Genomic DNA, 20703 nt, shown 5'->3' with positions numbered 1-20703 from the left:
AAAGGAGAACATCATGAATCAATCTACGAACCCTTATGTCATGCTGCATGACGAGAAACGCTGTATCGGCTGTCAGGCATGTACGGTTGCCTGCAAAGTTCTGAATGATGTGCCAGAGGGATTTAGCCGTCTACAGGTGCAGATCCGTTCACCCGAACATGAACCCGAGGTGCTGTCCCACTTCCAGTTTGTTCGCGTTTCCTGTCAGCATTGTGAAGATGCGCCGTGTGTCAGCGTTTGTCCGACCGGTGCATCATTTCGCGACGAAAATGGCATTGTGCAAGTGGATAAGTCTCGCTGTATTGGCTGTGACTACTGCGTTGCCGCTTGTCCGTTCCATGTCCGTTATCTCAATCCGCAAACGGGAATTGCCGACAAATGTAACTTCTGCGCCGATACCCGACTCGAGAGCGGTCAATCGCCCGCCTGCGTTTCCGTTTGTCCGACGGATGCGCTGAAATTTGGTCGTCGTGACGATCCGGAAATTCAGCACTGGATAAATCAAAAAGAGGTTTATCGCCAGCAGGATACGCGTAGCGGTCCGGTGAGTGTTTATCGGCGTAAAGAGATCCATCAGGAGGGTAAAGCATGAATTCTATCTGGGGAGCAGAGCTTAACTATGCGCCGGACTACTGGCCGCTGTGGCTCATTTATGCAGGCGTTGTTGTTGTGCTGATGATTGCGGGCCTGGTTATGCACGCGCTGTTACGTCGGATGCTGGCACCCAAGACGGCAACCGGAGAAGAGCACCGGGATTACCTTTATTCTCTGGCAGTCCGCCGCTGGCACTGGGGTAATGCGCTGCTTTTTATCCTGCTTTTGCTGAGTGGCCTGTTTGGTCACTTCTCTGTCGGACCGGTGGCATTGATGGTGCAGGTACATACCTGGTGCGGTTTCGCCTTGCTGGCCTTCTGGGTTGGTTTTGTGCTAATCAACGCAACCAGCGGCAACGGTTGTCATTACCGGGTGAAGTTTAACGGGTTGATATCACGCTGCTTGTTGCAAACGCGCTTTTATCTGTATGGCATCATGAAGGGTGAACCACACCCGTTTGCCGCAACGGCAGAGAGTAAATTTAACCCGCTACAACAGCTGGCTTATCTGGCCATCATGTATGCGCTGATTCCGCTGCTAATCATCACCGGGTTGTTATGCCTCTACCCGCAGGTGGTAGGGGCTGGGCCTTTGATGCTGGTGCTGCATATGGTGTTGGCGATTGTCGGCTTACTGTTCATCTGTGCACATATTTACCTGTGCACGCTGGGTGACACACCGGGGCAAATTTTCCGCAGCATGATAGATGGCTATCATCGTCATCGCAGCCATCACGCAGAGACAGCACCGCGCAAAGGGTAACGCCAGACGCGGTCGATATCTGAAATCCTTTCCTTACAGCAAGAAAATGTGCCTTATGTCACATTTTCTTGCAATTTATCCATGTTTGTTCGCCAGAACTTCCGTAAAAAGAACGGCTATTTCTCCATTTCCTGAGGACATGCTGTTGAAACGCCGTTTGTTTATTGCCGCTTCACTATTTGCGATGAGTTTTTCGCCCGCGTACGCGACCGACGTCGCCAGTTTCGCTCCACAGCCTCCAGCAATTAATGCCGGTGCGTGGGTATTAATGGATTACACTACGGGCCAAATCCTGACAGCCGGAAATGAACACCAGCAGCGCAACCCTGCCAGCCTGACCAAGCTGATGACCGGATATGTTGTCGATCGCGCAATCGACAGCAAGCGTATTAGTCCGACAGATATTGTCACCGTAGGGCGCGATGCCTGGGCGAAAGATAATCCGGTATTTGTCGGTTCATCCTTAATGTTCCTGAAAGAAGGTGATCGCGTTTCTGTGCGCGACCTGAGTCGCGGGCTAATTGTTGATTCCGGTAATGATGCCTGTGTGGCGCTGGCGGATTACATCGCCGGAGGGCAGCCGCAGTTTGTCGCGATGATGAACAACTATGTGCAAAAGCTGAACCTGCGGGACACGCATTTTGAAACGGTACATGGTCTGGATGCGCCAGGTCAGCATAGCTCAGCTTACGATCTGGCCGTGCTGTCGAGAGCTATCATCCATGGAGAGCCGGATTTCTACCATATGTACAGTGAAAAAAGCCTTACCTGGAACGGAATTACGCAGCAAAACCGTAACGGTTTGTTGTGGGATAAAACCATGAACGTCGACGGTCTGAAGACTGGGCATACCTCCGGCGCTGGATTCAACCTGATTGCTTCTGCCGTTGATGGGCAGCGCCGCCTGATTGCAGTTGTGATGGGGGCGGAGAGTGCGAAAGGGCGTGAAGACCAGGCGCGAAAACTGCTGCAATGGGGACAACAGAACTTCGATACCGTGCAGGTATTACGTAGCGGTAAGCAGGTTGGTATTGAACGGATCTGGTACGGCGATAAAGAAAAAATTAGCCTTGGCACAGAGCAGGATTTCTGGATGGCCCTGCCTAAAGCCGAAGTCGCTAATATCAAGGCAAAATATGTTCTTGATAAGAAAGAACTGGTTGCCCCCATTGCTGCCCATCAACGTGTGGGGGAAATTGAACTCTACGATCGGGATAAACTGGTGGCGCACTGGCCTCTGGTTACGCTGGAGTCTGTCAACGAAGGCGGCGTCTTCTCGCGTTTGAGCGATTACTTCCACCACAAGGCGTAGTTTTTCCTGATGTGCCTGACTGGCAAGAGTGCGAATCTGCTCACATAATAATCACTGATTCCTTGTGGCCGTCATACCTAAAAATTACACTGTATATAAATACAGTGTAATAACGGAGGTTATATGGAGTACGAGATAAAGCAGGTCGAGAAACGCATAATTGCCGGTTTTCACATGGTTGGACCGTGGGAACAAACGGTAAAGCAGGGTTTCGAGCAGTTAATGATGTGGGTCGACGGTAAGCAGATCGTACCGCTGGAATGGATAGCTGTTTATTACGACAATCCTGACGTTGTTCCGGCGGAAAAACTGCGTTGTGATACCGTGGTGTCTGTGCCTGAAGGTTTTGAGATCCCAGAAAACAGCGAGGGGGTGATCCAGACCGAACTGGCGGGGGGCGACTATGCTATCGCCGTTGCGCGCGTTGAAAATCATGACTTCGCGACGCCGTGGTATCAGTTCTTTGAGCGCCTGCTGCAGGATTCGACGTATGCGATAGCCGCTAAACCTTGCTTTGAAGTTTATATGAACAATGGCATGGAGGACGGCTACTGGGACATTGAAATGTACGTGCCGGTACAGTCGAAGTAACTGTTTTTGGTGTAAATCAGGATGAATGTCCTGGTCATCAGGGTGATGTTTTCACTCAAAAAACAGGTACAATTCTGTTCTTTGCAATTCCCTGACGGAGTGCATGAGTGCGTGCAGATAAGTCACTGAGTCCTTTTGAAATTCGTTTGTATCGTCATTATCGTGTGGTGCATGGTGTTCGCATTGCGCTGGCGTTTCTTTTTACTTTTCTGTTGGTTCGCCTGTTGAACATTCCTGAAGGTACATGGCCTCTGATTACGTTGGTGGTAATTATGGGGCCTATTTCCTTTTGGGGGAACGTTGTCCCCAGAGCGTTTGAGCGTATTGGCGGGACAATTCTGGGTTCGGTACTTGGGCTGGTGGCTCTTCGTCTGGAACTCTTTTCACTTCCGCTAATGCTGATATGGTGCGCGGTGGCGATGTTTCTCTGCGGCTGGCTGGCACTGGGTAAAAAGCCGTATCAGGCGTTGCTGATTGGTATAACGCTTGCGGTCGTTGTGGGTGCCCCCGCTGGAGATATGAACACAGCGTTATGGCGCGGTGGCGATGTTATTCTGGGTTCATTACTGGCAATGCTGTTTACCGGTATCTGGCCGCAGCGGGCATTTATACACTGGCGAATTCAGCTGGCGCATTGCGTAACGGGGTACAATCGGGTGTATCAGGCTGCGCTATCTCCCAACCTGCTGGAGCAACCGCGACTGGAAAAGCATTTACAACAGCTTTTAAGCGATGTTGTCAAAATGCGTGGGCTCATCGTTCCTGCCAGCAAAGAAACCCGCATTCAAAAATCAATCTTTGAAGCTATTCAGACGGTTAATCGTAACCTGGTCTGCATGCTTGAGCTGCAAATCAATGCGCTCTGGGCCAGCCGTACAAGCCACTTTGTTATGTTGAATGCGCATACTTTGCGTGAAACACAGCTCAGGACACAACAGGCGCTACTGACGATAACCCACGCATTGTATGAAGGTAATCCACAACCGGTGCTTGCCAATACGGAAAAACTCAATGACACCGTGGTGGAGTTACGTCAGCTTATTGCTGAGCATAAGGGCGATAATGTCGCTGAAACGCCCATTCACGGCTACGTTTGGCTAAATATGGAAATGGCGCGACAGCTGGAGTTGCTCTCTCATTTGATCTGTCGCGCGCTGCGCAAATAAAGAGCAGATGAGGGGATTGGTTCTACTGCTGCTTCGATTCAGCAACGAATAGAGGTATGATACTGAAAAAGGCTAAAACCATTGGTAACTGCAATGGCTTTACCCTCGATAATTCAGGTTTCAACCATGCATGGTCGATGCAGATGCAACTTGAAGTATGGCGGGCATGAAAGTAATGTTGACCCACTTTAGCCGTTGTTTTAACGAATCCGAATCTCACATTATCAGGGGTGTAAAAATGGAAACTACCAAGCCTTCTTTCCAGGACGTGCTGGAATTTGTTCGTCTGTTCCGTCGTAAAAACAAACTGCAACGTGAAATCCAGGACGTTGAGAAAAAGATCCGTGACAACCAGAAACGTGTTCTGCTGCTGGACAACCTGAGCGACTACATCAAGCCTGGAATGAGCGTGGAAGCGATTCAGGGCATTATCGCCAGCATGAAAAGCGATTATGAAGATCGTGTTGATGATTACATCATCAAAAACGCTGAGATCTCTAAAGAGCGCCGCGACATCTCTAAAAAGCTGAAAGCGATGGGCGAAGTGAAAAACGGCGAAGCGAAAGCCGAGTAACGATTTTATGCTTGTCCGGGTCGCTGCATAGCGGCGGCCCTTATTGCAGTTCGACCCCGCCAGTTACCATCCGCAACAAATGCTGTTCCGGCCAGTGTTCCGTTAATTTTTTCTGCGTCAGCATCCATTTAATGTAGTCCACATCATGACGCTTTCTGTCGAGCATCAGACCGACTACGCTGCCACTGTGCGCAACGTTGACACCGTATAAATCACATTCTTCTACCAGCGCTAAAAGTGAATCAAAATTTGGTTTAGGTAACAGCAACTGGCTGGCGATCGCGCTCAGCGTGGCGGCTTCACCCATCCGATAAGGATTTTGACTGATACATGCTTCCTGTACCTTTTCCCATGCGCGTTTCAGCGCTGGAGCGCCTGCAAGTAACCCTGACTGGCGTGGAGTACGGTGATAATCAGCGGTAAGCAAGGTTTCCGGGCTTTCGAGAACCAGCAGATCGAGTTGAGGCTGGGCTTCACAGGCAATTTGCGTGGAGGCGTCGTTGTGATCGAACAGCGTAAGCTGGCGGAAAACGGTGCTGTCGGTAGGTTCCAGCGAAACGCAAAGCTGCGCCAGAGTGGATTCGTCTAGCTGATGACCCAGATACTGCGCCGTGGCGATTGCCGTGGCGGCGATATCCGCTGTGCTGCTGGCCATCCCTTTAGCGACAGGAATGGTTGACTGGACATCAATTCGAATATCCTGACTCATTTGTGCCGAGTATTGCCAGTGCAGCAATAACCTCTCAACCATCGCCCGCGAAAGTGGACGTTCATCTGTCAGCGGTGAACCTGAAGTGACCTCAACGGTGCTATACCATTCAACCGGGCAGGAGACCAATTTCTCACTGCCCAGAATCCAGCCCTGGATAAGTTCTCCGCACGATGCGGGACATTGCGCAACAGCCACGTCTTCACCTATGTGATCAGAAATCTTCGGCGCATAGTGTCATGGCGATCGCGCTATTACCATGATTTGCCGCAATTTGCGGTGCGGCAGTATTATGCAGGAATGTCCAATGTCACAGTTTCAGATATCGCTAAACGCATAACGTCTTGCGCAATCATCAGCTCTTCATTGGTATTAATCACCGCCACTTTGACCATCGCATTTTCCGTCTGAATGAAGGTGGCATTACGCTGATTTTTTTCCTCATCAACGGCCAGCCCCAGGAAATTCAGGTTACGACAAATCGCAGCGCGCGCCCGTGCGGAGTTTTCGCCAATACCACCGGTAAACACCAGGGCATCCAGACCGCCCATCTGCATAATATAGCTACCAATGGTGGCACGAATGCGCTCAGCAAAAAGCGTCAACGCCAGCGCAGCCTGGTGATTGCCCGTATCTGCGGCATGTTCAACGTCGCGGTAGTCAGGTGAGATGCCAGAAACACCGAGCAATCCGGACTCATTGTTGAGCAATTGGTTGAGCTGCTGCGGTGTTTTGCCTTCTCGCAGGGCAATCCACGGTAAAATGGACGGATCGATATCGCCACTTCGCGTGCCCATCATCACGCCAGACTGCGGCGTAAAGCCCATTGACGTATTCACCGATTGTCCGCCTTTGATGGCGCAGATGCTGCTGCCGTTGCCCAGATGACAACAAACAACGCGCAGGGCGCTGAGTGGTACACCCAGTTTTTCAGCAAGCTGTGAGCTAACGTATTTGTGGCTGGTACCATGAAAACCATAGCGACGAATACCCAACTCTGCATAGTAACGCCAGGGCAGGGGATAGATGAAAGAAGGCTCATCAAGCGTTTGATGAAAGGCGGTGTCGAACACCGCAACGGCTGGTGTTTTGGGCAATAGCTGGCGGAATACCGCGATCCCCAACGCATTTACCGGGTTATGCAGAGGGGCCAGTTCCGCGAGTCGCTCGATTTCTGCCAGCGTTTCATCAGTTACCAGCGCGGAGTCTTTAAAAGATTCTCCGCCGTGCGCGACGCGATGACCCACGCCGTCGATCTCTTCCAGACTGTTGATAATGTGGTGGTTGAGCAGTTTTTCCAGGAGCAACGTTACGGCTTCACGATGATCGGCTACGGGCAAAGTCTCCTGCCATTTCTGCGCTGGCGTTTTTAGGGTGACCTGCGCATCAGACAAACCGATACGTTCAATCAACCCCTGACAGATCATTTCACCCTGCGGCATCGCCAGTAGTTGAAATTTAAGCGAGGAACTACCTGCATTAATGGCCATTATTTTGTGAGACATGAAGGTTCCTTTGCATTCAGAAAAATGAACATCTCATCGACCCCAGTATTCTCCAGCGCGCTGGTGACAAATACTTTTTGCGCACCAGCCTGAACTAACCAACTCTCCACAAGAGAAATACGCTGCGGATTGGCTAAATCGGCTTTGGTAACGAGGCCAATAACGGGTCGGTTCATTGGTCCGGTAAAACCGGGAGAAAATGGTGACCACGGCGCGTCAGCATTGAGTACCAGCGCAATAATGTCTGCTTCACAGGCGCTGGCCAGCAGCGCACTGTACAGGCAGCGGTTCTCAAGATATTCACCCGGTGTGTCTATTGTCGTAGGAGACCAGACTATGGCCTGGGTCTTCTGATAGTGAAGCGCTTCTCCCCGCATGCACTGCGTGAGCGATGTTTTACCGCACTGGCTGGGGCCAATTAGCATGATACGTTTCATGAGATTACGTCCGGGTGATGGGACACGCGGTAAAACGCATCATTTCGCCCAGCGTTCGGGTTACCTGTTTCAGCGCGTACTCAACGGCGGAAACATCACCCGTCAGTACCACCGCACCGGTAAACCGGTCGAGAAAACCAATCTCTACCGCCCCTGATTTCGTGGCGATATCACAGGCGATGATTGAGGCTTCGCTGGGGGTAATGGTCAGAATACCGATTGCGGAAACCGCATCTGGTAATCCCAGCTTCTTGAACAAATCTTTACCTGGATTAGCAATAAGATGCGCCAGCGTGACCTGTTTGCCAGGTACATATTCCTGAATCATTCGATCCGTGGTGGGTTGTCTTTCCATTATCCCTCCACCATTTGTCGCCACATGCTTTCATGCGGGCGGGGTATGACAGAGCGGTAAACCAGCAGGCCTTTTTCACCCGCGCTTTCACTGGCAACCGTCACTGCGTTATTCACATCGGATACATCGCCAGCAACGACCATGTAGCACTTGCCGCCAATACCAAATGCCATATGGACACGTACCAGCGTGACGTTGGAGGCTTTAACCGCCCGGTCGGCGGCGCAGATGCAGGCAGCAACGCTCCATGTTTCGACAATTCCAACAGCCTGACGCTTATCCACGCTGTTTAGTCCGCTGATTGCGGGGAGTACGCTGGCATGAATGTTGGGGAGTACCAGACTGTCAACGAGCATATCGCCAGCAAGAGATGTTCCAGTGGCAATCGCCTGTTGTACGGCACCTACGTCACCACCGAGCATGAGTAGAAATTTTCCCGGGCAGATGGTCTTGCTGACGAGTAAATTCACATTCGCGCTTTTTAACATGGCATCACCAGCTTCCATCCCTTTGGCAATGCTGGTGAGTTCTAAAATCCCTATAGCCTGAGACATGATTAACCTCTAATTACCGTGATAGATTGCTCAGTGATTTCGCTGACAATACCGTCAATGCTGGCGTGAACAGGCGCGCCTAATGCACCGGACGGCACATCGGCAACGCATTGACCGCGAACAACGCGTTCGCCTTGTTCTACACATGGGATGGCGCTGGCACCAATATGCTGGCGTAACAACAGCGTCGTTTTATCTGTGGAATAATCAGTCTCAGCCAGTGGCGCATCGTGATACCAGTCGCTAAGACCCAGTTTGGTAATAAGGCGCTTAACCGGGATCAGCCGGTACTTCGCCATTTCATCCTCAGGATTTAGCGGCCCTTCATAACGATGGTTGAGCGCCCGCAGCTCGCGTTTCAGCATACGGTTGATGCGCATCGGTGAAATCCCAACCGGGCAGGCTACGCTTTCACACACGTTGCATTCTGAACAGGTCAGGGCCGTGAGCAGCAGCTGCGGTGTGGCCGCCTGCTGATAATTAACCGCACGAACCAACAGGTGCGGGGATAATTCATGGCCGATCAAATGCCTTGGGCACAAATCCGTACACAAACGGCACTGCTCGCAAACGGTTTTTGCTACAGAAAGCACGGTGCGTTCATCCTGCATCCGCCGCTGAATTAACGCATGAGACTTAGGCAAAACCAGCAGGCCCCCGGTGGTCTTGCTTACGGGGGTATCCAGTGAAGTAATCAGGCCGCCCATCATCGGACCACCGTTAATAAAGCCGGGATCGTCAACGGTTGCGCCACCGGCCAGCGCCAGAACGTCACGTAAAGACATTCCGATAGGGACAGTGAGTGTGATGGGACTGGCGACTGCGCCGTTAACAGTCAGGGTACGACGCGTCACGGGGTACTGCTGCTCAACTGCTCTGGCGATGTTGAGCACGGTCTGGACGTTATTGACCACCACACCGACGCTAACCGGCAGCGCGGCAGGCGGAACTCTCCGACCTGTTGCCATCCAGATGGTCAGAACCTCGTCACCAGCCGGGTAGACATCAGGCAAAATATGTAAGCGGATCCCGGCAGGCAGAAGGGGCGTTAATGCATTGATAGCCTTTTGGTATTTCTCTTTGAGCGCAATAATTCCGGCACTGGCTCCGGTCGCCGTCATGGCATATTGAACGCCGCGGATAAGTCGCTCAGCCTGGACGGCCATCAACTGCTGGTCAACTTTCAGCATTGGCTCACATTCAGCCGCATTGACCAGAAATGTATCGACCTGCGCCTGTAATTTTACGTGAGCAGGAAAGCCTGCGCCTCCGGCTCCGACAACACCCGCTGCGCGAACGCGTTCGCGAATGTTCTGCGCATCATAAAGCGTGGACTCTGCCGTCATGGCTGTCTTCATAATAATTCCTCAAGCAGTTCCTGCATGGCACTGGCATCAGCAACACGAGGATTGGTTTGCAGCGTGACGTCAGCCAGCGCGGCCTGAACCATCAATGGGATACGTTGTGACCAGGCTTGCTTTCCGTCTTTAAGCGCGTCAACAAAAGAAGGCAACGCACACTGTTTTTTCAGTAGCTCGATATGATGAATGAGCGCATTCAATGCCGCTGTATCGTTCGCGTTATCCGGGCATAAATGGCAGGCTTTAGCGAAACGGGCATAGCGCTTCGCAGCCCGCGGGTCGCGGGCATTAAAATGAATGACATGGGTCAGCAGCAGCGCATTGGCAAGTCCATGCGGCAGATGAAACTGACCCCCCAACTGATGGGCAATCGCATGATTGATCCCCAGTCCAGCCTGACTAAATGCCATTCCCGCGAGCGTTGATGCATTGTGCATTTTCCCCCTGGTTGCCAGACAGTCGCCTTTGCTGACGGCGACAGGCAGGTACTGGAAGACGATTTGAGCCGCTTTTTCAGCCAGTGCGTCTGTGAAGTCGCTGGCCTTCGTGGACACGTAAGCCTCCAGCGCATGCGTTAACACGTCCATGCCGGTATTCGCGGTGATGGCAGGTGGTACGCTGACAACCAACGTTGGATCAAGGATGGCCATGTCCGGGTAAAGTGCATTATTAAACAATGGATATTTAATGCCTTTATCCGGATCGCTAATCACGCAGGCACTGGTTACCTCGGAGCCTGTGCCGCTGGTGGTGGGAATTGCAACACAGGTTTCAATTTCAATACCGAACTGTCGGCTGAACCAGACGATGGCTTTTGCGGCGTCCAGTGCTGAGCCGCCACCAAAACCCATCACGACGTCCGGTCGCAGGGACTGCATTTGTGCAATCCCTTGTACTACCGTACCGATGGTGGGATCGGGGGTGATATCGCTGAAAATGCTGATGCGGTTATCCGCTGGCAGAGCGTTGCGCAGCTTTTCAATCAGGGGAGAACGTGCGAGAAAACCATCGCAGATAATCCAGATATGCTTATTCGTGAAACGCTTGAGTACATCCAGACTTCCCTGGCCGCTGTACAATCGAGTTTGCAGTGAAAAGCTATTCATAACGGCCCCATTAGCGAATAGAAAAACCGTTTGTCAGCACGCAACGACGAGAGCGTGCGAAAGTGCGCGCAGATGTTGTTCCTTCACCGGTTGGCGTCGCAATAGTGAAGGTTGTAAAACCTTCACCACCAACGCCGATCCCGGCGTAAGAGGGGCCATTTTTCACAAAGATGGAGGTCTGAAGCGTGCGCGCGGCAAGGTTCAAACGTGACACATTTTGCGAATGCATAATGGCGGTGTGATGCAATCCCTCTTCAACTTTCAGGGCCAACGTTAATGCACTGTCAAAATCGCTCACCGTTACGACGGGGAGCATTGGCATCAATTGCTCGCTGGTAACCCACGGGTCGTCAGCCTTGACGATGCCTGTCAGTAGTCGAGGTGCTTTTGCCGGAACCGGTATTCCTGCTGCTTCCAGTAAGGTTGCCGGGCTTTTACCCACCAGTTTTTTATTGGCTATGCCTTCTGGTAGACAGACAGCGCGCAGTTTGTCTACCTCTTCGCTATTGAGAAGCATCGCACCAAAAGACTGCATCTGTTGAACCAGTCGTTCGGCAACGGCATCAACAACAATCAGGCTCTTCTCAGCAATGCAGGGGAGGTTGTAATCAAAGGATGCGCCATTGATGATATCTTCCGCCGCCTTAACCAGGTCGGCCGTTTCATCAACAATGCAGGGTGGATTTCCTGCGCCTGCGCCGATGACTTTTTTCCCGCTTTTCATGCCCATAGCAACAATGCCAGGGCCACCGGTAATCGCCAGAACTGCGATTTTAGGGTGCGCCATCATCTGCTGGGTAGCCTCAAAAGTGGGTTCTGTGACCGTGACGACAAGATTACGAATTCCGCAGCAACGGAAAGCAATATCTTCAATCATGGCAATCAGCTTGAGTGAAACCTTTTTAGCACCCGGATGCGGACTGAAGTAAACGCTATTCCCTGCCGCCAGCATGCTGATGCTGTTGTTAATAATGGTCTCTGTCGGGTTTGTACTGGGGGCGACAGAACCAATCACGCCAAACGGTGAATACTCGAATAACACCATGCCGCCGTCGCCGGTTAACGCCGTGGTGGTGAGATCTTCGATACCCGGGGTGTTGTCCAGCGCGGCTTTATTTTTAAGGAACTTATCCTCTTTGTTGCCCATACCCGTTTCGGTAGCGCTCTCAGCGGCCAGTGAAGCAAGATGAGGCGTCAGTTCTTCGCGTAGGGCGTTTATGATGGCGCTGCGGGTTTTCAATGGACATTGCTGGTAACGCAGAAAAGCCTGATGCGCTGCATCGATAGCTTCGCCAACGGACGGAAAAATACCGTTACCCTGAACTTCTGTTTTTGCCGGGGCGAGTTGCTCACTCAAAATGTTACGAATAAGGGTTTCAAGTTCTGAAGTATTCATTGATGTGTTCTCACGTTAATCGCCGCAATGGCCGTTTCTGCAATGTCCATATCCTGTTCAACGCTTCCTCCGCTGATGCCAAGACCCCCGAGGAGTAAACCCTCACGCCATAATGCGTACCCGCCACCGAAGGTGACGACTTTTCCCTGCATATGGCTTTCCAGACCGTAAAGCACAGCGCCGGGTTGCACTGCCGATGTCAGCTCATGTGTGGCGGTTTTCATCGCCACGGCAGTCCAGGCTTTTTTGGGTGCCAGTTCGCTACTCACGAGTAATGCGTCAGGCATGCGCCAGACCACCGTTTGGGTCCCGTTCGCATCAACAATGCTTATGACGACCGGAACCTGAAGTTCTTCTGCTCTCGTCACCGCAGCGCGAGTGAGTTGGTGGAGCTCCTGAAAAGACAGAGACATAGTCGGCTCCTTTATGGCTGGTGCTTGAACGGCAGCGAGATAGCGCTCAGCCACTTTCTGAATGATGTCGTTTTGATGGGCGTCATGATCTTCTGCTCGTGCAAGCGCATATAAGCAGTCGGACAGGCGATTGATATAACGCATCAGCACGTGTCTGACGGATATCTCGGTGGAGAGCTCGACCAGTCGTCTCTCTGCACGGCGTGCCAGCGTACGGGCAAAGTGCAGTCGGCTGGCGGCTTCGCTGCGGCCAGGTAGAATAAAGCTGCGCAGGGGCGGTACTCTTCCCATTGCGGTATCGATGGCAGCTTCCAGTGCCGCAATTTCTTCCGAGCTGATGTAGCGCTGCTCTGGCGTTGGTTCTTCGCTTTCGCTTGCCAGTTCGGCGCTGAACCAAAAAAGCTGCAGCTGGATATTCTCAAGTAACTGCTGGTGCTGCGGGTTTTTCGCTGCACAAATGCACAGACTTAGCGCCGCATTCAGTTCGTCCAGCGTACCGTAGGCTTCCACGCGTGGATGCGTTTTGCTCACGCGCTGTCCGGTAAAGAGGGCTGTTGTTCCGGCATCACCAGTGCGGGTATAAATCGCCATAGTTCCTCCTAGCGAGAAAGCGTGTCGACAATGCCGACGATAGCCAGATCGATGGCCTCGTTAGGGCCAGAAAAAACGTGTCTGGCGCTGGATCCGCTGCTGAGTAATACCAGTTCGCCGGTCCCTGCGCCGACAGAATCAACAGCGACTTCATCTCCACTCACCGGGGATGCAGGAAGCTCTCCGTCAGCACTTACCCGACGTACCAGCAACAGTTTTTTTCCCACCAGTGATGGGGATTTTTGCGTGGAAACCACAACGCCTGTAACCCGGGCCAGATGCATAGCTCACTCCTGCTTAATTAGTTGGACATTTCGCAGACTGACTGCTTCCTGAGCCAGAGCCGTCACAACACACCGACGGCGCAACACCAGTACGCCATCCCTTAATTGGGCGACGTCGGCATAGCTGAGAAGCTTCTCAGGATGCAAAAAGATGATTCGTCCCCGTTCGTCATTGAACTCCAGCGGCAGACGTGCGAGTTTTTTCACGGGGATTGCGGGTAACAATCGGTGTTGTAGTGAAATTTTCACGCGGACTCCGCATGCCAGCGCGTCGTGAATCTTTCCCACCGACATGTTGGCTGGGCAGCCTTCGACAATTTGTTCCAGTAATGGCAGATCCACTTGCTGGAGATGGAGCGACGAGTACTGGCAGCATACTGTCCGTGAATCGATTTCCCGTAACTGCGCGACGCTAAGAGTGAGCGTGCTTTCCGCGCGTTTTTTTAATCGGGAAACAACCTCCTCGATAATGCGTTGCAGCAGTTCGTTGTTCATCGTGAGGTCACCAGTGTGGCGAATGCCTGGGGATTATCAGCGCCTGCAGCATTGGCTTCGTCTGTATCAATATGCATTTCGAGGCGCATATCCGGCGAAACGCGTACGGCGACGTTATCGAAAATCAGTCGACGTTCATCGCCATTAATGGCGACCGAAACTTTATCGCCATGGGAAACCCGCAGAATCAGAGCATCGAGCGGAGACATATGGATATGCCGTTGGGCGACGATCACCCCGGATGCTAAGTCCAGTTCAGCAAATGGGCTGACGAGACGAACACCGGGTGTGCCCTGAATATTGCCCGACATCCGCAGCGGAGCAGCAATCCCCAACGTGCGGGCGTCGGTACGAGAAATTTCGACCTGGCTGGTACTGCGTAGCGGGCCGAGTAAACGCACATTTTTTAACTGACCTTTTGGCCCCACCAGCGTGACAGTCTGCTCTGCTGCATATTGTCCTGGCTGCAGCAGCCCTTTTTTCTCACTAATGGGGTGATTGGGAAACAAGCGACCGTAATCTTCAGCGCACAGATGAATATGACGATTAGAGATCCCCAGCGGAATCGGGCGCCCGCGCATTTCGTCCAGAACCTTAGCGACAGTGGTCTCCAGTTGCTGTTTATCCATTACGCTTCACCTCGTTTGCCAGAGTGAAGACAAAGCGTGCGCGGCTCGCCTTTTTGGCGAGGGCAGGCAGGATCAAGACACAAATTGCAGCTAATCAACTCTGCATCTTGCGGTGCTTCGGGTACATCATGGTCTACAAATATCTCTTCATGCGCTACGGCTGGTATGGGTTCGGGCGTTGGCTCAGGCTCCAGGACAACGCTATGCGACAGGATCCCATCCCCGGGTCTGGAAATGACTTTGTGAGCCACCAGTCCATCTCGCTGGTCAGCGAAACTGACACCGGTGGAAATGGCCGCCTGGACGGAGGCCACATCCCCGATTATCTTGATCACCGTCCAGCCTGAGCCGTTGGTTTTTTCGAGGCCCACCAGCGTGATGGAGGCGGCTTTCGCCATGACGTCCGCGCAACTGATGGCTAATGCCAGACCACTAACTTCAAGTAATCCCAGTGATTGCTTCACGCTGTGCTCCTTGGTTGCAACGACTTATGCGGATTTAGGTAAAATGGCTTCAACGTCGCTGTGCGGACGCGGGATAACGTGGCAGGATTTCACCTCACCAACGGCGCTTGCGGCTGCGCTTCCTGCATCTACGGCTGCTTTCACTGCGCCGACATCACCGCGAACCATAACGGTGATAAGGCCAGAGCCGATTTTTTCGTAACCAACCAACTGCACGTTTGCGGATTTCACCATGGCATCAGCGGCTTCAATAGCGCCGACAAGCCCTTTTGTTTCAACCAGTCCCAGTGCGTTATTCATACTGCTTTTCTCCTGTGGGTTATGAGTGGCATTCCCGGAACGGAATGCCTTTAACCAGCCGCGCAGCGTTGTTACCAATGCTGCGGCGATCGTGGCTATTTTGTTGATACGTCAGCGTAAAAAGTGGTGCTGATGTGGGTAAGTTTTTGTAGTGCACGACCAGTTTTTCGCGGCTACAGCCAATACCGACCAGCAATGGAGACTGGCAGGCGGCCAACCATGCGTTGTGGATAACGTCAGTTGAGCTACTCTCCTGAATCACAAAGGGGATCCCTTCTTCTTCAATACCCAGCAGTACGTCATTCCAGACGTCAGCACAGTCAGCACTGGTGAAGATAACGATGGCTGGTGTGGTGAGATTACTTTCCATGAGCGAATGCCTTATGCCAGGAGAGAATCAGTCCTGTCGCAACCGCATTGCGCGGACCTTCGGTACCACGAATGTTGCCGCGCCCGGCAACCAGTCGATAATGCGCCAGAGCATCGGTGACCAGCTGTGGAACTTCAAAATCCAGAGATGAGCCGCCAACCAGCACCACAAAGGGAATATCCCGAATGTTCCCGGTCGGACTGACCTGACGTAGCGCTCTGAGTGCGTTAGTAACGAAAACGCGCTCCTTGGCGCTGCGACGAATGGCCCGTACTTTCTCCAGCGCCAGTTCACCAGGCAGTGGCACCAGTTCATCGGGTTTCACTACGCACACGCGCGCAAAAACCGTTGGTGGGAGAGGCGCAGGGAAGAACTGAACGCTGCCGTCTTCGTGGCGAAGGTGGAACAAGCTCTCAACTTTCGCCAACGGATACTTTTTAATCTCTTCAGCGAGATAACGGTCATCCAGGCCCAGTTCACGGGCAATGATCATCGTGACCATATCGCCTGCGCCTGCCAGGTGCGTGGCAATAATTTCGCCCTTAGGATTGATGATAGAAGCGTCGGTTGAACCCGCGCCGAGATCCAGAATAGCCAGTGGTCGTGTTGTGCCCGGAGTTGTTAAGGCTCCCAGAATGGCAGCTTCGGCTTCGGCCCCGCCAACCTGGACATCAATGTTGAGCTTTTGCGTGATCTCCTGGGCAATCATCGCCATTTGCAGGCGGTCTGATTTCACCATGGAGGCTATGCCGACAGCCTGTTCCAGCGAGAACTCACCGGCAAGTCCACCCGTCACGCTAACGGGTACCGAGGTATCGACCGCCAGCAGATCCTGAATAAAAATTTCATGACTGGGTTTGTTGGTTAATTCAGCCATCGTCTGGCGCACATGCTCCAGCATGCCGCCAATATTGGTGCCAGCTTCTCCGGTCACGTTATCCAGTTTTGGGCATTCACCGACCGCTTTCATAATCGCTTCGGCGCCCGCGGCAACGTCGACCCGTACGGTACGACCCTGAGACTGTAGCTCCAGATTTCCGGCAGGAATCGCTCGTGCTTTCACATCACCTGACGGCGTTTTCACCACCACGGCTGAACGGTTGCCGATCAGCGCCCGTGCCATCGGAACAATGTTTTTAGTCTCATCAGCATTGAGGCCAAAGACAGTTGCAATGCCGTAGGGGTTAGAAAGGGTTTCAATGACCTTTCCTGGTACGGCGACCTCAATGGCAGCCAGCATCCCCAACGGGATACGGTCGATATGAAGGACTTCATCGACGATGGGCAGGGGATGAGTCAGACGATTACTGACCAACACACCGTCGTCCTGCTGCAAAATAACGCCAGTCAACTGGTATCCGGCACGGACGGAGGCATTAATCATCGTAGCGACATCGGCGAAATCAAATGCCGATGACACCACCAGAATATAGGGCGTATCCGCCGGGCGACTGAGAAGGTCTTCCGGCGTAATAGTGACGCCCACGCCTAACCCGACGCCGCCCGGTGTTTTAGGGTTATGGCCGATCATGGTGGATTCAGTGATGATGGTTTCGGTTATTGTTTCCATCGCCACGTCGCCAATGACCGGGGTGGCTTCGTTAATACGGATGAGCGAAATATCGCTGACATTGATACCGGCGTTTTTTGCCGCCAGCGTAAGGGCCTCCTGAATGCCAAACACATTACGTAATGTGCCCTTAATTCCGGTGGTTTCTGCCAGCGCGCTGCCGGTGATGCTCAGCACGCCAGACTCATCGAGAGTTGCCAGAGCGACTTCCGTTGATGAGTTGCCTATGTCAATGCCAGCTATATATCGCATGATCCTTTCCCTGAGTTAGTCGTCGCCTTTGAGTTTTTTACGCTCAACGTACAGCGCTGCCGCTTCACGAACGAAAGCTGCACAGATTTTTGCCTGATAACGATTTTCGAGATCGTCGGCGATAACCATCAGCTCATCTTTTGTTGAGCGGTACGGGCGCAGCGCGTTGTAGATCTCAAGAATGCGATCGTCAGGAACAGCGGTTAGCTCGGCTGCACGCTCGAAGTTCATCGCCAGCCTGTCACGTCCGGCATCTTTGGCGATTTCCGCCTGCAGGCGCAGTGTTTCAGGGGTGATGCGCATGTCCTGCGCGGTCACTTTGTTGCTCAGAACATTTTCAAGCGTGAAGTCGTCCAGCGTTTTGTTGGTCGCAGTTTTTACCCACTCAGGATGTTTATTCGCGAGAGGGTAATCCGTGACTTTCGCGGTATGTGCTGATGAACTCGCCGCGGGCGGAGTCGCAGACTCGCCTTGCAGGCTGTTCATCCGGCTCAACACATCCCGAACCATCGATTCAATTGCGTCGGTATTCATGGAGGTATCCTTTATCAAAGCGCCATGCGCAGTTCCTGCGGGTTTTTGCCTGTCACAACGTATTTGGTCTCTTTAATGTGCAGAATGGCTGATTTCGCCTGGTACTTAGGACGGGCCATCTGGTCATTCAGAGTAGGGACCGGTTGCGGAGATTCACGCTTGGCATAACGCGCGGCGTTTTTACCGATCTGACGATAGGTTTCCAGCGTCAGAAGCGGTGCCTGAGGGAACAGCTCCAGGTTTGAAAGCGGCGGTAACCCCTGCTGGTGGATAACCGTGGTACCTTTTGACTGGATGCCGATAGAGATCCCGGAACCGCTCAGACGGTTCCCCTCAACGGCGACAAACGCCACATCGGAGGATTTAAAGCAGCGGATAACGCGCGCTTTAATACCTTCTTCTTCAATACCGGCAATCACTTCGCGCAAGATATTCTTATGCGGGATACCTACGATATTGACGGTTTGCGAGAGCCCGAATGCCGGCCCTACGGCAATAATCACTTCGTCCTGTTGCTGGCCTTGTTTGGCTTCACCAATCTCGGTCAGAAAGCTGTCTCCCTGTGTCGCCGCAGCCTGAGGTGCGCTTGCCGCTGTAGATGCGCGGAAAGAGACGGGTTTGTCGCTGGTCTGCATTTCAGACAACACATCTTCAATTATCTGGCGCAGTAGTTTTTCATTAATTTCCATTTTTCACCCCTTAGCCAAGCTCGTTGGGATCAAGTGCGCCAGGGATGTTTTTGATTTCTTCCCAGCGTTCGCCCTGCAGGCGATAACCTGTTGCCGGACCGGCATAGTCGTTAACATCATTGACGGCGGATAGCACCTGTCCGTCGCCAACGATAATGGCGGAGGTATGCAGGTAATCCCCGGTTAACTTGGCTTTCTGGATGTTGAGCATGTCCTGAGCGACATCGGTAAATCCGCCCTGAGCTAGGGCTTTCACCACTTCCAGACCGTTACGGTTTTTATTGATGATCTCTTGTGCAAACTTGATGTCTTCAACGATGTTACGTTCCGGCATATCTTTCGAACCGTGGGCGTAGGTCGCAGCTTCCACTTCTTCATCAGTGATTGGTGGTAATCCCATCCCGGCAAAGACGGCCTGCAGCGCACGTGCCGCTTTGTTACGAATGGCGATAACATCTTCTTCGCGAACCGGGCGCAGACCACCGTCTACTTTCAGGTCACGCTGGAGAACGTTGTAGTCGTCAAAATCTTCAGCATCTTCGTTCGAACCCGCAAACATGTTGTCGTAGTTCGGCACCGCGGAATAACCAGAAGAAATGAAGTCAGTACCCGGCAGGAACTGCATCAGCAGACGCGCAGTACGACGCATATCCGAGTGGGTAAAGGTTTGGTCGTTGCTGGAGGCGCATTCCAGATCCAGAGAGGAACAGATCAGGTTTTCAGCCAACACTGCACGAATGCCTGACGGCACGGCGGAAGGGACACCGATGCAGCTTACTGAACCGTTTTGCAGGCCCTGTACACCCGCAGCTTTGGTGATGTAAATGCAGCGGGCTTCCAGATAAAGCATTGATTTGCCTTCGGCGTAACCCATTTGAACTTCTGAGCCAGAGCCGGAGGTAAAGCGCATTTTCAGACCACGGGAAGCATAGGACGAGGCGAGGAAGCCTTTCGACCATGGCGTGTCATCGCCGTCGGTAAAGACAGGTTCAGTACCATAGACGGAGATGGTTTCCGCGTAGCAGGTGTGGCCTAGCATGCCGAGTTTAAGTTCGGTAGCTTCTTCCAGCGAGCACTGGGTTAATACGCCCGGGCGTCCAACCTGTGAGCCGACTAACAGCGCAATGGCGTTAAATGGCGCATAACGTGCAACGGCAACGGTTGTTTCCTGTTCGTCAAACCCGCGCCATGCGCCTTCAGCGGCATCAGCGGCAATCTGCACCGGGTTATCTTTGACGTTAGTGACGTGCGCTTGTTGAGATGGTGTACGACGAGCACGCATTTTCTGCATCGCCATCATCATCTCAACGACGTTCATATGGGACACCACTTCGACAATTTTTGCCGGCGTCATTGCGGTGGTCAGCGGCACAATGTCTTTGCGCTTCACGTTAGGGTCGCAAAGCATATTGGCCAGTTTGACCGAGTCCATCGCCATGACCTCTTCAGCGCGCGCCAGGTTAATGCCATAGCGGGCAATGAAATGGTCGATTAAGTCAAATTCACTGGCGGATTTACCGTCCAGTTCAGTGACTGTACCGTTGACGATTTTAATCGACGGTTTGGGGTCGTTCGGGCTTTCCATCGCAATGAAGCCTTCTTCGATCCACTCCTTAACGAAACCATCCTGATTCACAGGGCGCTTCGCCAGTGCTTCAAATCTTTTCGATCTCATGAATCAGCCTCACTG

Annotated in this window: 25 protein-coding genes; 6 read left to right on the top strand and 19 right to left on the bottom strand. The window is 52.6% G+C overall.

All coding sequences use genetic code 11. The features are described from left to right. Window positions 1–13 precede the first annotated feature (13 nt). The 6 genes from phsB to C2U43_RS16450 all read left to right on the top strand — a co-directional run bounded on the left by phsB (window position 14) and on the right by C2U43_RS16450 (window position 4999). Entirely contained in the window at window positions 14–592 is a 579-nt protein-coding gene (phsB, locus tag C2U43_RS16475; protein WP_003834185.1) for a thiosulfate reductase electron transport protein PhsB, read from the top strand. Beyond that, on the top strand, window positions 589–1356 hold the full coding sequence (gene phsC, locus C2U43_RS16470) for a thiosulfate reductase cytochrome B subunit (RefSeq protein ID WP_032943904.1): 768 nt from the start codon (window positions 589–591) through the stop codon (window positions 1354–1356). Before phsB ends, phsC begins: the two co-directional genes overlap by 4 nt. 139 nt (window positions 1357–1495) lie before the next feature. Further along, entirely contained in the window at window positions 1496–2668 is a 1173-nt protein-coding gene (gene dacD, locus C2U43_RS16465) for a serine-type D-Ala-D-Ala carboxypeptidase DacD (RefSeq protein ID WP_032941959.1), read from the top strand. A gap of 123 nt (window positions 2669–2791) precedes the next feature. After that, window positions 2792–3259 carry a DNA gyrase inhibitor SbmC gene (gene sbmC / locus C2U43_RS16460; RefSeq protein ID WP_008785156.1) on the top strand — a complete coding sequence of 156 codons (468 nt, stop codon included), beginning with the start codon at window positions 2792–2794 and terminating at the stop codon, window positions 3257–3259. Between the two features lie 107 nt (window positions 3260–3366). Further along, window positions 3367–4425 carry an FUSC family protein gene (locus C2U43_RS16455; RefSeq protein WP_008785155.1) on the top strand — a complete coding sequence of 353 codons (1059 nt, stop codon included), beginning with the start codon at window positions 3367–3369 and terminating at the stop codon, window positions 4423–4425. Between the two features lie 238 nt (window positions 4426–4663). Then, on the top strand, window positions 4664–4999 hold the full coding sequence (locus tag C2U43_RS16450) for a DUF496 family protein (RefSeq protein ID WP_003834176.1): 336 nt from the start codon (window positions 4664–4666) through the stop codon (window positions 4997–4999). A gap of 40 nt (window positions 5000–5039) precedes the next feature. Here the strand turns inward: C2U43_RS16450 and C2U43_RS16445 are convergent, their stop codons facing one another. From C2U43_RS16445 to pduC, 19 genes are all read right to left on the bottom strand, one after another. After that, window positions 5040–5906 (bottom strand): GHMP family kinase ATP-binding protein, encoded by an 867-nt coding sequence (locus tag C2U43_RS16445; RefSeq protein WP_103285499.1) that lies wholly within the window; start codon window positions 5904–5906, stop codon window positions 5040–5042. Between the two features lie 92 nt (window positions 5907–5998). Beyond that, window positions 5999–7213: an acetate/propionate family kinase gene (locus C2U43_RS16440; protein ID WP_103285498.1), complete on the bottom strand. Its 1215-nt coding sequence runs from the start codon at window positions 7211–7213 to the stop codon at window positions 5999–6001. After that, on the bottom strand, window positions 7198–7650 hold the full coding sequence (pduV, locus tag C2U43_RS16435) for a propanediol utilization protein PduV (RefSeq protein ID WP_008785152.1): 453 nt from the start codon (window positions 7648–7650) through the stop codon (window positions 7198–7200). The genes C2U43_RS16440 and pduV overlap by 16 nt, the downstream gene beginning before the upstream one ends. A 4-nt stretch (window positions 7651–7654) precedes the next feature. After that, a complete protein-coding gene (gene pduU / locus C2U43_RS16430) occupies window positions 7655–8005 on the bottom strand; it encodes a propanediol utilization microcompartment protein PduU (RefSeq protein ID WP_008785151.1) in 351 nt (116 codons plus the stop codon). Further along, the gene (gene pduT / locus C2U43_RS16425) at window positions 8005–8559 is read right to left on the bottom strand and encodes a propanediol utilization microcompartment protein PduT (RefSeq protein WP_003030201.1); all 555 of its coding nucleotides are present in this window, start codon (window positions 8557–8559) and stop codon (window positions 8005–8007) included. The genes pduU and pduT overlap by 1 nt, the downstream gene beginning before the upstream one ends. A gap of 2 nt (window positions 8560–8561) precedes the next feature. Further along, a complete protein-coding gene (gene pduS / locus C2U43_RS16420) occupies window positions 8562–9917 on the bottom strand; it encodes a cobalamin reductase PduS (protein ID WP_103285497.1) in 1356 nt (451 codons plus the stop codon). Then, entirely contained in the window at window positions 9914–11026 is a 1113-nt protein-coding gene (locus C2U43_RS16415) for a 1-propanol dehydrogenase PduQ (RefSeq protein WP_103285496.1), read from the bottom strand. The genes pduS and C2U43_RS16415 overlap by 4 nt, the downstream gene beginning before the upstream one ends. A gap of 10 nt (window positions 11027–11036) precedes the next feature. Continuing rightward, window positions 11037–12422, bottom strand: coding sequence for a CoA-acylating propionaldehyde dehydrogenase PduP (gene pduP, locus C2U43_RS16410; protein ID WP_103285495.1), 1386 nt, complete (start codon window positions 12420–12422; stop codon window positions 11037–11039). Beyond that, complete coding sequence (gene pduO / locus C2U43_RS16405; protein ID WP_103285494.1) at window positions 12419–13426, bottom strand: two-domain cob(I)yrinic acid a,c-diamide adenosyltransferase PduO; 1008 nt, start codon at window positions 13424–13426, stop codon at window positions 12419–12421. The genes pduP and pduO overlap by 4 nt, the downstream gene beginning before the upstream one ends. Window positions 13427–13434: 8 nt before the next feature. After that, on the bottom strand, window positions 13435–13710 hold the full coding sequence (locus C2U43_RS16400; RefSeq protein ID WP_003030211.1) for a EutN/CcmL family microcompartment protein: 276 nt from the start codon (window positions 13708–13710) through the stop codon (window positions 13435–13437). A gap of 3 nt (window positions 13711–13713) precedes the next feature. Continuing rightward, window positions 13714–14205, bottom strand: a complete 492-nt coding sequence (pduM, locus tag C2U43_RS16395; protein WP_103285493.1) for a microcompartment protein PduM — start codon at window positions 14203–14205, stop codon at window positions 13714–13716. Continuing rightward, window positions 14202–14834, bottom strand: a complete 633-nt coding sequence (locus C2U43_RS16390; RefSeq protein ID WP_103285492.1) for a phosphate propanoyltransferase — start codon at window positions 14832–14834, stop codon at window positions 14202–14204. The genes pduM and C2U43_RS16390 overlap by 4 nt, the downstream gene beginning before the upstream one ends. Beyond that, window positions 14834–15298 (bottom strand): BMC domain-containing protein, encoded by a 465-nt coding sequence (locus tag C2U43_RS16385; RefSeq protein ID WP_048235096.1) that lies wholly within the window; start codon window positions 15296–15298, stop codon window positions 14834–14836. The genes C2U43_RS16390 and C2U43_RS16385 overlap by 1 nt, the downstream gene beginning before the upstream one ends. A gap of 24 nt (window positions 15299–15322) precedes the next feature. Beyond that, complete coding sequence (gene pduJ, locus C2U43_RS16380) at window positions 15323–15598, bottom strand: propanediol utilization microcompartment protein PduJ (protein WP_001057752.1); 276 nt, start codon at window positions 15596–15598, stop codon at window positions 15323–15325. A gap of 19 nt (window positions 15599–15617) precedes the next feature. Further along, window positions 15618–15968: a glycerol dehydratase reactivase beta/small subunit family protein gene (locus tag C2U43_RS16375; RefSeq protein ID WP_003834139.1), complete on the bottom strand. Its 351-nt coding sequence runs from the start codon at window positions 15966–15968 to the stop codon at window positions 15618–15620. Beyond that, entirely contained in the window at window positions 15958–17790 is a 1833-nt protein-coding gene (locus tag C2U43_RS16370; protein ID WP_103285491.1) for a diol dehydratase reactivase subunit alpha, read from the bottom strand. Before C2U43_RS16370 ends, C2U43_RS16375 begins: the two co-directional genes overlap by 11 nt. 15 nt (window positions 17791–17805) lie before the next feature. Beyond that, window positions 17806–18324, bottom strand: coding sequence for a propanediol dehydratase small subunit PduE (gene pduE, locus C2U43_RS16365; RefSeq protein WP_103285490.1), 519 nt, complete (start codon window positions 18322–18324; stop codon window positions 17806–17808). 14 nt (window positions 18325–18338) lie between these two features. Beyond that, the gene (pduD, locus tag C2U43_RS16360) at window positions 18339–19013 is read right to left on the bottom strand and encodes a propanediol dehydratase medium subunit PduD (RefSeq protein WP_103285489.1); all 675 of its coding nucleotides are present in this window, start codon (window positions 19011–19013) and stop codon (window positions 18339–18341) included. Window positions 19014–19023: 10 nt separating this feature from the next. Continuing rightward, window positions 19024–20688 (bottom strand): propanediol dehydratase large subunit PduC, encoded by a 1665-nt coding sequence (gene pduC, locus C2U43_RS16355; RefSeq protein ID WP_003030249.1) that lies wholly within the window; start codon window positions 20686–20688, stop codon window positions 19024–19026. Between the last annotated feature and the right edge of the window lie 15 nt (window positions 20689–20703).

Source organism: Citrobacter freundii complex sp. CFNIH9 (genome assembly GCF_002903305.1).
Taxonomy (GTDB): Bacteria; Pseudomonadota; Gammaproteobacteria; order Enterobacterales; family Enterobacteriaceae; genus Citrobacter; species Citrobacter portucalensis.
Note: the sequence above shows the minus strand (reverse complement) of the source record. Positions and strands in the feature narration are given on the sequence as shown.

Coding starts and splice junctions, on each gene's coding strand:
- phsB (WP_003834185.1), top strand. CDS start 14: ATGAATCAATCTACGAACCCTTATGTCATGCTGCATGACGAGAAACGC.
- phsC (WP_032943904.1), top strand. CDS start 589: ATGAATTCTATCTGGGGAGCAGAGCTTAACTATGCGCCGGACTACTGG.
- dacD (WP_032941959.1), top strand. CDS start 1,496: ATGCTGTTGAAACGCCGTTTGTTTATTGCCGCTTCACTATTTGCGATG.
- sbmC (WP_008785156.1), top strand. CDS start 2,792: ATGGAGTACGAGATAAAGCAGGTCGAGAAACGCATAATTGCCGGTTTT.
- C2U43_RS16450 (WP_003834176.1), top strand. CDS start 4,664: ATGGAAACTACCAAGCCTTCTTTCCAGGACGTGCTGGAATTTGTTCGT.
- C2U43_RS16440 (WP_103285498.1), bottom strand. CDS start 7,213: ATGTCTCACAAAATAATGGCCATTAATGCAGGTAGTTCCTCGCTTAAA.
- pduV (WP_008785152.1), bottom strand. CDS start 7,650: ATGAAACGTATCATGCTAATTGGCCCCAGCCAGTGCGGTAAAACATCG.
- pduU (WP_008785151.1), bottom strand. CDS start 8,005: ATGGAAAGACAACCCACCACGGATCGAATGATTCAGGAATATGTACCT.
- pduT (WP_003030201.1), bottom strand. CDS start 8,559: ATGTCTCAGGCTATAGGGATTTTAGAACTCACCAGCATTGCCAAAGGG.
- pduS (WP_103285497.1), bottom strand. CDS start 9,917: ATGAAGACAGCCATGACGGCAGAGTCCACGCTTTATGATGCGCAGAAC.
- C2U43_RS16415 (WP_103285496.1), bottom strand. CDS start 11,026: ATGAATAGCTTTTCACTGCAAACTCGATTGTACAGCGGCCAGGGAAGT.
- pduP (WP_103285495.1), bottom strand. CDS start 12,422: ATGAATACTTCAGAACTTGAAACCCTTATTCGTAACATTTTGAGTGAG.
- pduO (WP_103285494.1), bottom strand. CDS start 13,426: ATGGCGATTTATACCCGCACTGGTGATGCCGGAACAACAGCCCTCTTT.
- C2U43_RS16400 (WP_003030211.1), bottom strand. CDS start 13,710: ATGCATCTGGCCCGGGTTACAGGCGTTGTGGTTTCCACGCAAAAATCC.
- pduM (WP_103285493.1), bottom strand. CDS start 14,205: ATGAACAACGAACTGCTGCAACGCATTATCGAGGAGGTTGTTTCCCGA.
- C2U43_RS16390 (WP_103285492.1), bottom strand. CDS start 14,834: ATGGATAAACAGCAACTGGAGACCACTGTCGCTAAGGTTCTGGACGAA.
- pduJ (WP_001057752.1), bottom strand. CDS start 15,598: ATGAATAACGCACTGGGACTGGTTGAAACAAAAGGGCTTGTCGGCGCT.
- C2U43_RS16375 (WP_003834139.1), bottom strand. CDS start 15,968: ATGGAAAGTAATCTCACCACACCAGCCATCGTTATCTTCACCAGTGCT.
- C2U43_RS16370 (WP_103285491.1), bottom strand. CDS start 17,790: ATGCGATATATAGCTGGCATTGACATAGGCAACTCATCAACGGAAGTC.
- pduE (WP_103285490.1), bottom strand. CDS start 18,324: ATGAATACCGACGCAATTGAATCGATGGTTCGGGATGTGTTGAGCCGG.
- pduD (WP_103285489.1), bottom strand. CDS start 19,013: ATGGAAATTAATGAAAAACTACTGCGCCAGATAATTGAAGATGTGTTG.
- pduC (WP_003030249.1), bottom strand. CDS start 20,688: ATGAGATCGAAAAGATTTGAAGCACTGGCGAAGCGCCCTGTGAATCAG.